The sequence below is a fragment of the Cryomorpha ignava genome, assembly GCF_010686655.1.
GTDB classification, from domain to species: Bacteria; Bacteroidota; Bacteroidia; order Flavobacteriales_D; family Cryomorphaceae; genus Cryomorpha; species Cryomorpha ignava.
Genome location: NZ_JAAGVY010000028.1, coordinates 48816 through 64425 on the forward strand (window position 1 = coordinate 48816; position 15610 = coordinate 64425).

General features: G+C 40.6%; 12 protein-coding genes. 11 read left to right on the top strand and 1 reads right to left on the bottom strand.

Annotated features, from left to right (window positions below):
- Nucleotides 1-32 precede the first annotated feature (32 nt).
- Nucleotides 33-3035, bottom strand: a complete 3003-nt coding sequence (locus tag G3O08_RS13790) for a leucine--tRNA ligase (protein ID WP_163285968.1) — start codon at nt 3033-3035, stop codon at nt 33-35.
- Between the two features lie 122 nt (nt 3036-3157).
- Here G3O08_RS13790 and G3O08_RS13795 point away from each other — a divergent pair, with 122 nt between their 5' ends.
- The 11 genes from G3O08_RS13795 (at nt 3158) to G3O08_RS13845 (ending at nt 15504) form a co-directional block, all read left to right on the top strand.
- Complete coding sequence (locus tag G3O08_RS13795) at nt 3158-4033, top strand: cell division protein FtsX (protein ID WP_163285969.1); 876 nt, start codon at nt 3158-3160, stop codon at nt 4031-4033.
- 9 nt (nt 4034-4042) lie between these two features.
- Complete coding sequence (locus tag G3O08_RS13800; RefSeq protein ID WP_163285970.1) at nt 4043-4315, top strand: DUF3098 domain-containing protein; 273 nt, start codon at nt 4043-4045, stop codon at nt 4313-4315.
- Between the two features lie 6 nt (nt 4316-4321).
- The gene (locus G3O08_RS13805; protein ID WP_163285971.1) at nt 4322-5122 is read left to right on the top strand and encodes an undecaprenyl-diphosphate phosphatase; all 801 of its coding nucleotides are present in this window, start codon (nt 4322-4324) and stop codon (nt 5120-5122) included.
- Nucleotides 5123-5127: 5 nt separating this feature from the next.
- Nucleotides 5128-5847: a tRNA pseudouridine(55) synthase TruB gene (truB, locus tag G3O08_RS13810; protein ID WP_163285972.1), complete on the top strand. Its 720-nt coding sequence runs from the start codon at nt 5128-5130 to the stop codon at nt 5845-5847.
- A gap of 78 nt (nt 5848-5925) precedes the next feature.
- The gene (gene queA / locus G3O08_RS13815) at nt 5926-6975 is read left to right on the top strand and encodes a tRNA preQ1(34) S-adenosylmethionine ribosyltransferase-isomerase QueA (RefSeq protein WP_163285973.1); all 1050 of its coding nucleotides are present in this window, start codon (nt 5926-5928) and stop codon (nt 6973-6975) included.
- 149 nt (nt 6976-7124) lie between these two features.
- Nucleotides 7125-7808, top strand: coding sequence for a 2-C-methyl-D-erythritol 4-phosphate cytidylyltransferase (locus G3O08_RS13820; protein WP_163285974.1), 684 nt, complete (start codon nt 7125-7127; stop codon nt 7806-7808).
- A 405-nt stretch (nt 7809-8213) separates the two neighbouring features.
- Entirely contained in the window at nt 8214-10325 is a 2112-nt protein-coding gene (locus G3O08_RS13825) for a 7TM diverse intracellular signaling domain-containing protein (protein ID WP_163285975.1), read from the top strand.
- 445 nt (nt 10326-10770) lie between these two features.
- Entirely contained in the window at nt 10771-11763 is a 993-nt protein-coding gene (locus G3O08_RS13830; protein WP_163285976.1) for a T9SS type A sorting domain-containing protein, read from the top strand.
- A 305-nt stretch (nt 11764-12068) separates the two neighbouring features.
- The gene (locus G3O08_RS13835) at nt 12069-12218 is read left to right on the top strand and encodes a hypothetical protein (protein ID WP_163285977.1); all 150 of its coding nucleotides are present in this window, start codon (nt 12069-12071) and stop codon (nt 12216-12218) included.
- 458 nt (nt 12219-12676) lie between these two features.
- On the top strand, nt 12677-13708 hold the full coding sequence (locus tag G3O08_RS13840) for a T9SS type A sorting domain-containing protein (protein WP_163285978.1): 1032 nt from the start codon (nt 12677-12679) through the stop codon (nt 13706-13708).
- 26 nt (nt 13709-13734) lie between these two features.
- Nucleotides 13735-15504 carry a hypothetical protein gene (locus G3O08_RS13845; RefSeq protein ID WP_163285979.1) on the top strand — a complete coding sequence of 590 codons (1770 nt, stop codon included), beginning with the start codon at nt 13735-13737 and terminating at the stop codon, nt 15502-15504.
- Nucleotides 15505-15610 lie beyond the last annotated feature (106 nt).

The window sequence follows — 15610 nt, forward strand, 5'->3', positions numbered from 1 at the left end:
TTCATACCGTAGTTTATTGTGTTTCCACAAAATTAAACCACAATATTTACAATTCTCTTAGGCACAACGATTACTTTTTTTGGCGACTTTCCTTCCAAATATTTGGCAGCATCTTCTGTTTCCAGAACTGCCTTTTCTACTTCTTCTTTAGATAATTCGGTTGATAGCGACAACTTAAAACGCATTTTTCCATTGAAAGATACCGGATAGTCAAACTCAGAATCTTTTAGCCATGCTTCATCATATTTTGGCCATGGAGCCTTGCTTATGGACGTGCTGTTCCCGAGTTTTTCCCATAGTTCCTCGGCAAAATGCGGAGCGTAAGGCGAAACCAGAATCAGCATGGTTTCAAGCACCTTTTTGTTGTTGCATTTCTCTGTAATTAGCTCGTTAACAGCTATCATGCAGGCACTTACTACTGTATTCCATGACAGCCGTTCCAAATCTTCGGTGATTTTCTTAATCGTTTTATGAAGCGTTTTCATTGCCGCTTTTGATGCCTGACCTTCACTTACGTCAAATTCGCCTTTCTCATTGTAAAAGAGTCGCCAGAACTTCCGTAAAAAGTTGTGCACTCCGCTTATTCCCTGTGTGTCCCACGGTTTTGACTGCTCAACCGGCCCAAGAAACATTTCGTACATCCGCAAAGTATCTGCACCGTATTCCTCGCAAAGCGAATCGGGAGTAACTACGTTAAACCACCGCTTTGACATTTTTTCAATCTCGTGCCCACACTTGTACTTTTCGTTTTCATTTAAAATGAATACGGCATCTTCATAATCTATCCGCCACTTGCGAAAAGCGGGAATATCAAGCTCATCGTTGTGCACTATACTCACATCTACGTGCAAGGCCGAAAATGTGTATTCCCAAAAGGTGTTTGACAAATCCATTTGAAACTCCTCCGGGAGCAATTCGTGGAGCAGTGTGCCAAGACGATGCTCTACGTTGTATTTAAACTCGTTTACCTTTTGGTCTTTTTCCCAGTCGAGATATATTTCCCTGGTCACAAAGATCTCTGGAAAGCTTTTTGGCGATGGGAGATTTGGATCATCATCAAGCCCGGGAATCATATAAGAGTTAAGCTCCAAACGATAAACTATGCTCGATCTGCCCAGGATCATTCCCTGATTTACCATTTTCTTAAAAGGCTCGTCAAAAGGAATTACCCCGCGATCGCTTAAAAACTTCGTCCAGAAACGAGAGTAGAGCAAGTGACCCGTGGCGTGCTCGGCACCTCCCATATATAGATCTACGGCACCCCAGTAATCTACTTTTTCAGGAGCTACTAAAGCATTTTTGTTATTGGGATCCATATAGCGCAGAAAGTACCAGGACGATCCTGCCCATCCAGGCATTGTATTACACTCCATGGCGTCGCCCTTAAAAATCGGCCAGTCTTCGCGTCGCGCTCTTGCCAGTGGCGGCTCACCTGATTCGGTGGGCAAATATTTATCAACTTTTGGTAAGGTAAGTGGCAATTCACTTTCGCTTAAAAGCTTGGGCTTTCCATTCTCATAGTAAACAGGAAAGGGCTCTCCCCAATAACGCTGCCGCGAAAATATAGCATCTCGCAGACGGTAATTTGTTTTTCCGTAGCCGATACCTTTTGCTTCCAGTTCGCGAATAACTTCTTCGGTGGCCTTTTCTACAGTCATACCGCTTAGAAAACCAGAATTTTGAAGTTTTCCTGTCTTTTCGCTGTAGGCTTCTTTTGTTAATTCTATACCTTCGAAAATATTAACAACAGGCAGATCGAAAGTGCCGGCAAAATGTAAATCGCGCTGATCGCCCGATGGAACTGCCATAATTGCACCAGTGCCATAACCTGCCAAAACATAATCAGCAATCCAAACCGGAATTAAATCGCCAGAAAATGGATGTTTTGCGTAAGCGCCGGTAAAAGCACCCGTAACAGTTTTTACATCACTTTGCCGATCGCGCTCACTGCGCGCCATTGCCTGTTTTACATAGGCATTAATTTCATCTTTATTATTGGCAGTTGTGATTTTAGCAACCAATGGATGCTCCGGAGCCAAAACCATAAAAGTAACTCCAAAAATGGTATCGGGACGGGTGGTAAAAACCTCGATCTTATCATTGTAATTTTCTAAGGTAAAGCTTACCGAGGCGCCGCGGGATTTTCCAATCCAGTTTCTCTGAATTTCTTTTATTGAATCAGGCCAATCGAGTTTTTCTAAATCATTGATCAATCTATCCGCGTAAGCGGTAATGCGCAGGCTCCACTGTTTCATAAGGCGCTGCTCTACGGGGTGTCCGCCGCGCTCGCTTAATCCGTCTTTAATCTCGTCGTTTGCCAAGACCGTTCCCAGCTCCTCGCACCAGTTTACCCATGTATCCGAAAGAAATGCAAGACGATAATGCGCTAAGATTAGCTCGCGTTGCTCATCATTCATTACTTCCCAGTCGGTAGCTGTAAACTCACCGGCAAAATACTCGCCAAAGGCAAATTGCGATAAGTCTAAAGTTTTGTACCATTCTTTTTCAATGGCCGCATCTACAGCATAAGATCCGTTTGTTTCGAATGCTTTAACCAACGCATCTATTGACTCTGCCTTGTTGGTTTTTTCGTTGTACCAGCTATTGTACAATTGTATAAAAATCCACTGTGTCCATTTGTAGTATTCAGGGCTACTGGTACGAACCTCGCGTGACCAGTCGTAATTAAAGCCCAGTTTTTCAAGTTGTTGACGATATCTGGAAATATTTTCTTCGGTGGTAATGGCCGGGTGCTGACCGGTTTGAATGGCATACTGTTCAGCCGGAAGGCCAAAAGAATCGTAACCCATTGGGTGCAATACATTGTAGCCTAAATGTGTTTTGTAACGCGCAATTACGTCAGAGGCAATATAACCAAGTGGATGACCTACATGAAGGCCGGCGCCGGAGGGATAAGGAAACATGTCCAAGACATAGAATTTTTCTTTATCACCGTCTTCGGTTACTTTATATGTGCCTTCTTCGGCCCACTTTTTATGCCATTTGGCTTCAATTTCTCTGAAATTGTAGTTCATTCTGATCGTTTTGAAGCCGCAAAGTTACCTTTTTCAATGTTCATACCAGATAATCTATTCGCTGAAAGGTTTTCAAAACTTATTCCATCAACGCTTAATTATTTCTAATTTAGCCGCAAAATATGGCAGCAAGTCCCGACAAATACGCGAGAAAACGAGCGCGATCAAGCGCAATATCAACGGTAATAGGCATTTCGTTGGTGCTTTTTATGCTCGGCATATTAAGTGTTTTGGTGTTGAATGCCAGGAAATTATCAGATACAGTTAAGGAAAACATCCAGATTCAGGTTTTTCTTGATGAAGATGTAAAAGAGGCCGATGTAATCAGATTAAAAAAAGAAATAGACGCTGAAACTTTTACCCGCAGCACAACTTATGTGAGCAAAGAAGAGGCTGCAAAACAATTAACTGAAGACCTGGGCGAAGATTTTATTTCGTTTTTGGGCTATAATCCACTGCAGGCAGCGATAGATTTGCGCCTAAATGCCGATTATGCTCATCCCGACAGTATAGAGAATATTGTGGAGGGAATAGAAAATCGCGAGGCTGTGGCCGAAGTGGTTTACAGCCCAAATCTGATTAAGCAAATTAACCAGAATGTGAATAAGATCGGGTTGGTGCTTTTGGGATTTAGCGCGCTTTTGCTTCTTATTGCAATTGCTTTAATTAACAATACAATTCGCTTAACCATTTACTCTAAGCGGTTTATAATTAGAAGTATGCAGCTCGTTGGAGCCACACGCGGGTTTATTCAACGGCCGTTTATCTTTGCAGGTATTATGCAGGGATTGTACGCCAGTTTCATCGCAATACTTTTAATTCTTGGCGTTCTTTACGCTGTGCGAATGGAAATTCCCGAGTTTTTTGAGTTCACCGACATTTTAATGTTTGTTAAACTTTTTGGACTTGTAGCTCTTCTTGGTATCATTATATCCGGATTATCAACTTTATTTGCAGTGCGCCGTTATTTGAGAATGGATGCGCGTAAAATTTACTAATAGAAAGCCATGTCAACATTAGATCAAAAATCACCCGATACGCCAAAAGAAGAAACTTTTGCTTTGAGCAAAGGCAATTATAAGTTTATGATTATTGGAATAGCAGTCGTTATCATCGGTTTTCTTTTAATGTTGGGCGGAGGGAGTGAGGACCCAATGGTTTTTAATGAAGAGATATTTAGCTTTAGAAGAATAACCCTCGCACCAATTGTTTCGCTTATTGGCTACGGGATTATTTTTTATGCGATTCTTCATAAAGAACGAAAATCTTCTGCAGCCTAATTCAAAATGAGTATTTTAGAAGCAATTATCCTTGGAATTATTCAGGGACTGACCGAGTTTTTGCCGGTAAGTAGCAGCGGACACCTCGAACTTGCGAAAGTTATATTCGGTCAGGAAGGAATAGCCGAGGAGAGTATGCTTTTCACCATTGTGCTTCACGGTGCTACTGCACTAAGTACAGTTGTGGTTTTCAGAAATGAAATAGCAGATATTTTCAAAGGACTTTTCAAGTTTGAATGGAATGCCGAGACCAAGTTTGCGGCGTTTATTCTGGTCAGCATGATTCCGGTTTTTATCATCGGTATGCTTTTTAGAAAGGAAATAGAATCGCTCTTTACAGGAAATATAATTTTGGTTGGAGCGGCTTTGATTTTCACAGCGATTCTTCTTTATAGTACTACGCGTATTCCTATTCAGAAAGATGGAAAACTCACCTTTAAGCGGGCATTGCTTATCGGTGTTGCTCAGGCTGTAGCTGTTTTGCCGGGTGTTTCCAGATCTGGATCTACCATTTCTGTTGCGCTACTGGCAGGGGTAAGCCGCGAGAGGGCCGCAAAATTTTCGTTTCTTATGGTATTGCCCGTTATTTTTGGCGCCATGATACTCGATTTTAAAGATTTTATCGAGGTACAGCCCGATAGATCAATTGACAATTACAGCCTGCTTGCGGGTTTTGTTGCCGCCTTTATTGCCGGACTTTTTGCCTGTAGCTGGATGATTAAAATTGTAAAACGCTCTAAGCTCGATTACTTTGCCTATTACTGTTTTGCAATAGGTCTTATTGCCTTGATTTACGGAATATTATAAAGCATTTGAAAAAAGATTACGCCCAATTATCTGCCGAAGACTTTCTGGAAGGACAGCTTCTTTTAATCGATAAACCTCTGGAATGGACATCTTTTGATGCCGTAAAAAAAATCAGGTATTCCATTCGTAAAAAGTTTAACTTAAAGAAGATAAAAGTAGGCCACGCCGGTACGCTCGATCCCTTGGCTACGGGATTATTAATTATTTGTACAGGACGGTTTACCAAGAAAATTACGGAGCTCACTCTCGAAGAGAAATCCTACTCAGGAACTTTTACCATTGGAGCTACAACAGCCTCATACGACCTGGAAAGTGAGGTAGAAAATAAAACTTCTACAGATCATATTACTACTCAAGATGTAGAAGCTGCTGTGGCAGAACTCACCGGAAAACAGGAGCAGGTGCCGCCCATTTTTTCGGCAAAGAAAGTGGATGGAAAGCGGGCTTACGAGTCGGCGAGAAAAGGAGAAGAGGTTATCCTTAAAGCAAATACGGTCGAAATTAAAACTTTTGACGTGGATTGCAGTGAACTTCCATTGGTTCGGTTTTCGATTATTTGCTCAAAAGGCACTTATATCCGATCTATTGCACGCGATTTGGGTGAAAAGCTAAAAACGGGAGCTTATTTATCTGAATTGAGGCGAGATGCAATTGGTCATTTCAATCTGGATAATGCAATAGATCCTATTGCCTTTCAGGAGCTTTTAGAAGGAGAAAAAGGATAAGATAATTCTTGTCTGTCAATTCTAAAACATATTAACTACATTTGCACCCGCTTTTTGGACACTAAAAACACGCCTTGAATGAAGCTTTCGAAGTTTAAATTCAATTTACCACCAGAATTAATTGCAAAATATCCGGCCAATAACCGCGATGAGAGCAGAATGATGGTGCTACACCGCAAAACCGGTAAGATAGAACACAAAACATTTAAAGACATCATAAATTACTTTGATGACAAGGATACTTTTGTGATGAATAATACCAAGGTTTTCCCTGCCCGCCTTTATGGAAATAAAGAAAAAACAGGTGCTAAAATCGAGGTATTTCTACTTCGTGAGCTCAACCGCGAAAGCCTTTTATGGGATGTTTTAGTTGATCCGGCTCGAAAAATCAGAATTGGTAACAAACTTTACTTTGGTGAAAACGATGATCTCGTAGCAGAAGTAATAGACAATACTACTTCCCGTGGGCGAACCCTCCGTTTCCTTTTTGACGGTGAGTACGAAGACTTCAAAAAAACGATTACCCGATTGGGCGAAACCCCAATACCCAAATATATTGACCGAAAGGTAGAAGCGATTGATGACGAACGTTTTCAAACGATTTTTGCCAAAGAAGAAGGTGCGGTAGCAGTTCCTACTGCCGGACTACACTTTAGCCGCGAGCTGATGAAGCGCCTTGAGCTTAAGGGAGTTAGTTTTTCAGAAGTAACCCTCCATATCGGTTTGGGAACTTTCAGACCTGTTGAGGTAGAAGACCTTACAAAGCATAAAATGGACAGCGAGCAGATGGAAATTAAAGATGCTGCTGCCAAAATTGTAAACCGAACCAAAGATGCCAAAGGTAAGGTATGTGTGGTGGGCACTACGGCTATGCGTGCGGTAGAGACATCAGTTTCTACAGATGGTCGCCTAAAACCTTATGCAGGATGGACAAATAAATTCATTTTTCCTCCTTACGATTTTGAAATTGCAGATGCCATGGTTTCAAACTTTCACATGCCCGAGAGCACTTTGCTTATGCAAGTTGCGGCATTTGGCGGTTACGATCATGTTATAAAAGCCTATAAAGAAGCCATTAAAGAAAAATACCGCTTTTTGGCCTATGGCGATGCAATGCTCATCATCTAGTGTCTGTCCATAAAGCCCGCTATCTGCGTTGCACTTGTCTTGAAAACAGTCATTGACAAAGTTCAATTCCTTGGTATTCAAAACTACGTGCGCCTTGCTATCGAACTTTCTGACCTAGACACTTCAATATATCGATATACACTATCTAAATGCCAAAAAGAGCAGTAATCATAGTGGCGGGTGGCACTGGCACCCGCATGAACTCTAAGATTGCCAAGCAGTTTTTGCCTCTTGCCGGTAAGCCTGTCATTTTTCACACATTTGAAGCTTTTGCGCGTTTCGATTCCGAGATGCAATTTATTCTAGTGCTTTTTCCGGGCCTGATAGATCAATGGGAAGAGCTGACAAAAACGCATAATTTTAAGCTTAACCATACTGTAGTACTCGGCGGAGAAGAGCGTTTCCACTCGGTGCGAAACGGCCTTGAAGCGCTAGCTCCCGATGTTGAGATTGTTGCCATACACGATGCAGTTCGCCCGCTGGTTTCGCAAAGCACGATTTCAAAATGCATGGAAGCCGCAGAAAAATTCGGTGCTGCCATTCCCGTACTTCCGGTGATAGACAGCATTAGAAAGATAAAAGGCAGCACCAGCATTCCCATACCGCGCCACGAGCTGGTGGCTGTGCAAACGCCCCAGTGTTTTAAAACAGATCTTATTAAAAAGGCATATCAGGCCAGTTACAATATTGCGTTTACTGATGATGCTTCGGTTGCGGCTTCCGCCAATTTTGCCGTAGAACTTGTAGAAGGAAACCGCACCAATCTCAAAATTACTACCAGCGAAGATTTGGCTATTGCCGAAGCGCTTCTTGCTTACGGAAAGGAGAAGTGATTTTCCTCAATTTAGCTTTCCTTCTCATTTTGTAATAAAATTAAGTTGTTAGCAAGACCTCAAAGGTATTTTTTTCTCCTTTGAGGTCTATATGGAACTCTAAAAGTAGCAGGAAAGCTTGTCTCAACCTCCTTCGCGCCAAATTAAAGACCCCATCCGCACGGATCGGGTCTGGGCCAATCATTATTGGTTAACATTTAGTCGTTGGCAACGAATCCCTCTTTCAAAAACTAACTTATGTTCCGATGACCATATTTCACTTTGTCCTTAAAAAGCTCTTGTATCCATCGAATAAAAAAGAGTTGAACTGAACCCTAATTTCAGAAGTAAAAAGCATATGGAAGCTAACCTTCCACTCCTTTTCTACGTACTCAATCAATTAACTGAACATCAAAAAGAACGCCCTTGAAACGCCTGCTTCTCCCTGTAATAATTATTTTGATTGCTATTGCGGTAATTTTTATCGGCGGTAAGGACGAAGTAAAAGGAGCCGGATTTACACACAGTGTAAAGAATCCATTGCTTCTCATAGGCTCCATTGCCGGTAGCGGATCTGTTTCATCTGTTCAGGAAATCGCTGAATTGGGCGATATCGAATTTTTGCCGGTAGGCAAAATGCCCACCTTTGGCTTTAGCGATGTGCCACAATATATCAAACTCCGCGTTTTTAATTTTGAAAACCGGGCCGTGGAAAAGGTGCTGGAAGTTAAAAATCCCATCCTCAACGTTTGCAACCTCTACGAAATTGAAGGCAATACAGCTAGGGTGCTTTTTAAGGCAGGCGATGAGAAAGACTTTTCGGAGCGCCCGGTTCCGCATATAAATTATCAATTTCCAGTGTGGCTGCAGCCAAATAGTACACGCGAATTTATTCTCAAAGTCTCTGCTAAAGGTGAGCAACTTCAAGTGCCAATTGGCCTTTGGACAAATGCAGAATTATCGCTACGCGATGAAAAAGACAGGCTGCTTCGCGGAATCTATTTCGGAATTATTCTCTTTGTACTTCTTTTCAATCTTTTTATTTACCTCATTATCAAGGAAAAATCTACACTTTGGTATGTATTTTATGTATTCGCACTGCTTATGCTTCAGCTATCGCTCGGCGGATTTGCGCATCGGTATTTTTGGCCCGAATCTACTTACCTGACCAATATTGCCAATCCATTTTTTGCCTCGGCGAGCATATTTGCACTTATTAAGTTTACTCAGCAGTTTTTAAATCTCAAAGAATTTTATCCGCGGCTCAACAAGGTCTTTGCGCTAATGGCCCATCTCGTGGCAATAAACATGCTGCTGGCACTGATTTATACACCGTTGTTTTTTAAGATCTCCGTTCTTTCTATAAATACCATAGCACTCATTCTCAATGCCATGATATTGCCTACGGTGATTATGGTGATGCGCAAGAACTTTAAGCCTGCACGTTATTTTCTGTATGCATTTATTATTCTAGTGGGCAGCGTATTCCTTTTTATTCTCAATAATTTCGGACTTTACGAAAGCGATTTTTACGCTACTTATGGCCTTCAGATCGGCTCGGCGCTCGAAGTGATATTGCTCTCTTTTGCGATTGTAGATAAATTTAAAATCTTTAGAGAAGAAGCCTATACCCGATTGGTTACCATTACCGATATGAAGGCCAAAGCCAATGAAGTGCTCGAAAAGAAAGTGACCGAGCGCACCCATGAAATTGCCATGCAAAAGCAAATTGTTGAAAAACAGAAAGAAGAAATTGTAGACAGCATTCGCTATGCCGAGCGCATCCAAAAATCTATTTTGCCCACAATGGCCGAAATTGAAGGTTTGTTTGGAGATAATTTTGTGCTCTTCAAACCCCGCGATATTGTAAGTGGCGATTTCTACTGGTTTGGCAAAACCCACGAAGACCATCCCTGGAAAGGAAAAACAAACCTGCGCCATTTTGCGGCAGTAGATTGTACTGGTCATGGCGTACCTGGAGCCTTAATGAGCATGCTTGGGCATAATAGTCTGGAGCAGTGCCTTACGGCAAAAGGGGTTGAATCGCCGGGAGATGCCTTAGACTTTTTAAACAACGAAATAATAGCTGCATTACAACATGATAGCAGCGGCGAGCTGAATGTAAGCGACGGGATGGATATTGCCTTTTGCACCTACGACCCTGACTCACGGTTGCTCTCATTTGCAGGAGCTAAAAACAATCTTTACATCCTTCGAAATGGAGAATTTATTGAGTTGAAAGGAGACAGAAAAGCTATCGGATTGGAAGAAATCAATGCCGACAATGGGTTTACAAACCACGAAATAAGGCTCGATCCCGGCGATATGGTTTATACATTTACCGATGGTTATCCAGATCAATTCGGTGGAGACCGAAACAAAAAGCTAAAGTCTAAAACCCTGCTTCAAAAAATCGCCGACTTTGCTCATTTGGAAATGGATGAACAAAAAAATGCGCTGCTGCACGCTTTTGATGAGTGGCGTGGAGAAAATGAGCAAATTGACGATGTGTGTATGCTTGGGATAAAAATTCTTTAACTCATATATTTCGTTGCTGAATTGATGTATTAAAGTAATTGACTGTCAGTCAATTACCCCCCCCCCATTTTAAAATTTATTAACAAAATATTAGGATAATAAGAAAACAAACTTTAATTTCAGAGCCCCATTTTAGGAAAGAGAAAGCATTCGCAGCAGACGGGACCGAAAGATTAAAAATTAAGTTCTTGCCAGACGTTTATTTTACCGGCAGGAACTTCGAATATAAAAATTAAAAAACCCCAACGGACTAGGTTGGGGTCATCAAAACCACCCGGCTCTAAAAGGAGGTGATTATGAATTGACAAAGGTATATAAATTGCACTTTAATATCAATCGGTATTAATAAGCAGGTTATTGTCATGAGCCAAATCCTGACACGACTGTCTGCCCGATACGCGGCGGTAATCCCTGCCTGAAAGGGAATTCATCCAATAAAACTCTTATGAAATATTTTTCCTTTTGCCCATTTATTTTGGCACTCTTATTCTCTACTTTGGGTTTTGGACAAAACCTTGTTCCAAACCCAAGTTTTGAGGAGTATTTAGAGTGTCCGCAAGGCACAGCTGACTTTCAAACACAAGTTGTAGATTGGTACTCTTGGCAAGAAACTCCGGATTACTTTAATGCTTGCAATAATACTGAGCTTGGCACGGCTGGGGTACCCACTAATGCATGGGGTTACCAATATCCCGTATCTGGCAGTGCCTATGCTGGATTAATAACTTATGTTCATTATTTAGAAAACGGAAGAGAGTATATTGCTTGTCCAATCGATCAATTGACAATTGGTATTAGTTACTATGTCATGTTTTACGTATCTAACTGTGATAATGGTTCCACGATTGAATGGAGTTGTGCAACAAATCATCTCGGGTTGAAATTTTTCAAAGATTCATCCTATAGCTTCAATTCAAATCCCTATACACCCGAAAACACAGCAGACATTGAATTTAATGAAATGTTTACTGATACTACTAATTGGCATTTGGTTGAAGGTTGGTTTACAGCAGATCAAGCTTACAATTGGATTGCTCTCGGAAATTTTTATGATGACGACCATACAGACACCCTTCAACTCAGCAATCCAAATAATCAGTTAAACGAATGTGCTGCGGTTTATTATATTGATAATGTTTGTATCTCAGCAAATCCTGCTGACTGTCACTATTTATTGGGCTCAAGAGCTCATGAATTTGAGGTTAGTATAGATGTTTACCCCAACCCTACCAATGGTGAGTTATCTATATCAAGCAATACATTACAAATCGTAAACATCACAGTGTACAGTGTTTTAGGAAAGTTGATTTATCAAAAACATGAACATGAGAACAAAATTGTACAGCTAACTATAGGTCAATGGGCATCTGGAATATATATAATTGAGATTGAACTGGATGATGGAATTTTTTATCAAACAAAAATTTTAAAGAAATGAAAAATTTATACGTATTGCTCACACTAATATTTATTCCGTTACTGTCATATTCACAGACAACCGTTACAAATAACAATCCTTTTACGGGAGCATTCCTTGGTTGGAATGCCGGTCAAGATCTAGACTTCAAAACCAACTAAAACATCAATCCCCAACTTAAATAAATTCAAAGAGCACAACGCTATGCAAAAGCGAGAATTATCCTCCGTCTTTTAACAATATCTGACACATTAAAAGAAGTGTAAGATTTTACGTTTACCGATGGCTATCCCGATCAATTCGGCGGCGACCGAAACAAAAAGCTGATGTCGAAAACCCTTCTTCAAAAAATCGCCGACTTTGCACATCTGGAAATAGACCAACAAAAAAGTGCGCTCTTATCCGCTTTTGATGAATGGCGCGGTGAGAATGAGCAGATTGATGATGTGTGTGTGGTTGGGATAAGAATTGGCTAGCCCTTATATTCGTTGTTGCATCGACGAATTGAGAAATCTGATAATCAGCTGATTACCCCCCCCCTATTTATAATTAATTAACTAAAAATTAGGATAACAAAATAATAACTGTTAATTTCAAAGCCACTTTATAGGAAAGAGAAAGCATTCGCAGCAGACGGCACCCCAAGATTGAAATTCAAGTTCGAGCCAAAATTATTAACAGGCACGAACTTCAAGCTAAGAATAAAAAACCCCGACGTATGAGGTCGGGGCGAATCAATAACCACCAAGGTCAAAAAAGGAGGTGATTATGTAAAAACAAAAGTAGTACTATTATTCTGATACTTCAACAGGGTCTTTGAAACCGTAAGATGTGTCGAATAATTTCTACTTTAATTTGTCCGCTAGATGCGAGGCTGCGTACTTCAGAAATACATTGTACTCAAAAACTAATCAATTTTTTAAAAATTCCTATTTTGATTTACCGTTTTATATTTTTTGCGATAAGTATTTTGACTTGGCATACGGTTATTGCCCAATCACCTAATCTGGTTCCTAACGGAAGTTTTGAAACACGAATTGAATGTATCTGGAATGATGGTTTTATAGCAGATGCACCGCCATGGTTTAACCCGACAAGAGCTACACCAGATGTTTTTCATCAATGTTCTGTTGTGAATTCAGATCCTTGCCCCTGGCCTGATCAATATTACCTCGATCCTTGGCTTTATGGTGTTCCAACTAATGCGCTTGGATGTGAAAGCCCTTATGATGGTGATGGTTATGCAGGATTATTCGTGGCAGGCAATAATATTAATGGATATGATGGCTATAAAGAATATATAGGCGTCCGTTTAAATAATCCTTTAACTGCCGGAAATCAATATACATTGAAATTTGCAGTATCACTGCCTGAAAGGATTGGAAATGCCATTTGGAATGTTCAGGTGTATTTTGGTTCGGATAGTATTTTCCAACCGGATAGTATTATAGCACCTTATGATAGTTATCTTGACGTCAATCCACAACTTTCTGGAACTCCCGGAGAATATATTACGAATTATGATGGATGGCACGAAATGGCCTGGGACTATACCGCTAGTGGAGATGAAGCTTTCATGTATATTGGGAACTTCCAACCAGATTCAGAAACGGATACTTTATATGTATTGCAAGAAGATCCTGAAGATAACTTTTCTTTATTTTCTTATTACTATATTGATCAAATAGAACTAAGAGAAGGCACTTTAAATATGACTGAAATACCATTTAAACAAAACTTTAAAGTATATCCCAATCCCAGCACCAACAAGTTAAAGATTGAATCAGATTCTCAAATAAAAAGGATTCAAATATTGAACTTAGAAGGAAAAATTTTGAAAAATGTAAGCTTTTTTACAAGCGAATTATACGAGACTGATATTTCAAAATTATCAAGTGGAATGTATGTCCTTAAAATTACATTTTACGATGGTCTTATCGATATGTGCAAATTTATAAAACGGTGAATTGAAAAGGAGAATCTTTTTCAATAATGAAAATTCTTAAACTCTTATTTACATTCTTAATTACTTACATTTTAGTTAGCAATGTATCCCAAGCTCAAGATTGGGATACCGCAGGAAATTCTACCTTTCCCGGCGATTTTTTAGGCACAACCAATAATCAGGTTCTCAATTTTAAGACCAATAGCCTTTTCAGGATGCGGTTGATGAATAGCACCGGCTATCTCGGTGTTGGCTCTCAAACCTTTACCCCATCGGCTTCTTTGCATCTAAACCTATTGTCATATAATATCAATGCAGGCAATTTGATAAGAACAGATGGCAGGGTAAACCTCAATTTGAGCTGGGCAATGTACAGCGGCACCAATGTTGGAAACTCTGTTCAAAGAGCCAGATTTTTATTAAGCCCTTTTACAGATACTCAAAATGACGATCACGACACCGTGATGTTTAATGACGCAATAAACCACTTACAAATAGAGTCTACACTTGGTGATATCGTTTTTCAAGCTCATGGAGCCAATAGCTCAACAGAACAGGGAGAATTATTTGAAAGAATGCGTATTACAAGTGCGGTGTATAGCGATCCTCACTGGGACGAGGTTACAACATCTACAACCCGGGTCTCTATTTCGGGAAGGCCCGATCGCGAAATTACAGAACCACTTGCAATGCTTCATATTGGGGAAGCTTGGGATTTTCAAAGAGGTGGCCACCGCGAATGGATGAACTCTGGAGTCTATATCAACAGGGGTAATGATAACGTTTTTTTCGGAATGCGACCAAGAGAGAATACAACAGATTCAGACGATAATGATGCTATAATCGCTTGGGGCGACAATGCTGCGCCTCCCGGAAGAGAAGACGGATTGAGAATTGTATTTTCAGGCCCTTATGACTCAAGTGCAAATCCTGGAGAAGACGCCCATTTGAATGGACTTGAAACCATGCGTTTTCATCCTTCTGGAAATATTGGAATGGGTGACTTTTCAGTAAATGGACTCGATCAAATGCCTACCGAGAAATTGGATATTGTTGGCAGGTTGCGGGTAAGAGATGTTCCGTTAATAGAAAATCCAGATGTACTCTTCGTCGGCCGCGAAATAGATGACGAAGGCGATTATGTGCTGAATCATCTCACTTTTCCAGATGACGATACGCAAGTTTTAAGTGGAACAGGTGAATGGATTGATATAAGTAGCACAGGTGGTGCAGATTGTAGATGGGTGGATATAGGTTCTGGAACTATAGGAGGAGAACTGGATATACGTATGGGATTTGATCCTAACTCTGATTGTTATAGAGGGAAAGTAGCTATAGGGGCCCCATTTATAAAGGATGCTAAATTAGAAGTTCACGCAAATTTTGAACGAGATGAAATTCGAACCGCTGCCATTTTCCGTATACGTGGCGATCAGGATAATCTTGACAACATTCTGACTGGAGCTGTTGCCCTTTCTGATGGTATTCAGGGAGCTCCAAATTTGTTAAACACCTACGTGGGCCTAAGTGGTACTGCAGGTGGGGCTTATGCTGGTAAATATAATGTTGGTGTTCGCGCGTCAGGATATGGCCAAGAAGGTAGTACCACTGCCTTCGGAGTTTATGCAAAAGCATCAAATTCAAATCTTTCCGGACAGGAGATAGGCGTTTATTCTGAAGGCTCAATTGCCCTGTACAGAATTGGAGCGGAAATATCTACAGGTGGTCCAATAACCCTCAGCGACCAGAGCATAAAAGCAGATGTTAATAACATTGAAAACGCCATGGAATTATTAACTAAAGTTTCGCACATCTAAAAGTACACTAAAACATGATATTTATTCTTTTAATCTTCCTCAAGAAATTGATTTAACCGTTTGATATTTGGGATATTGTTAATGGTTGTTCCAAAATCGGTTTTGG

Excerpts from the sequence above, each read along its gene's own strand:
- G3O08_RS13795 (WP_163285969.1), top strand. The coding sequence starts at position 3,158 with ATGGCAGCAAGTCCCGACAAATACGCGAGAAAACGAGCGCGATCAAGC.
- queA (WP_163285973.1), top strand. The coding sequence starts at position 5,926 with ATGAAGCTTTCGAAGTTTAAATTCAATTTACCACCAGAATTAATTGCA.
- G3O08_RS13820 (WP_163285974.1), top strand. The coding sequence starts at position 7,125 with ATGCCAAAAAGAGCAGTAATCATAGTGGCGGGTGGCACTGGCACCCGC.
- G3O08_RS13830 (WP_163285976.1), top strand. The coding sequence starts at position 10,771 with ATGAAATATTTTTCCTTTTGCCCATTTATTTTGGCACTCTTATTCTCT.
- G3O08_RS13835 (WP_163285977.1), top strand. The coding sequence starts at position 12,069 with ATGTCGAAAACCCTTCTTCAAAAAATCGCCGACTTTGCACATCTGGAA.
- G3O08_RS13845 (WP_163285979.1), top strand. The coding sequence starts at position 13,735 with ATGAAAATTCTTAAACTCTTATTTACATTCTTAATTACTTACATTTTA.
- G3O08_RS13800 (WP_163285970.1), top strand. The coding sequence starts at position 4,043 with ATGTCAACATTAGATCAAAAATCACCCGATACGCCAAAAGAAGAAACT.
- G3O08_RS13790 (WP_163285968.1), bottom strand. The coding sequence starts at position 3,035 with ATGAACTACAATTTCAGAGAAATTGAAGCCAAATGGCATAAAAAGTGG.
- G3O08_RS13805 (WP_163285971.1), top strand. The coding sequence starts at position 4,322 with ATGAGTATTTTAGAAGCAATTATCCTTGGAATTATTCAGGGACTGACC.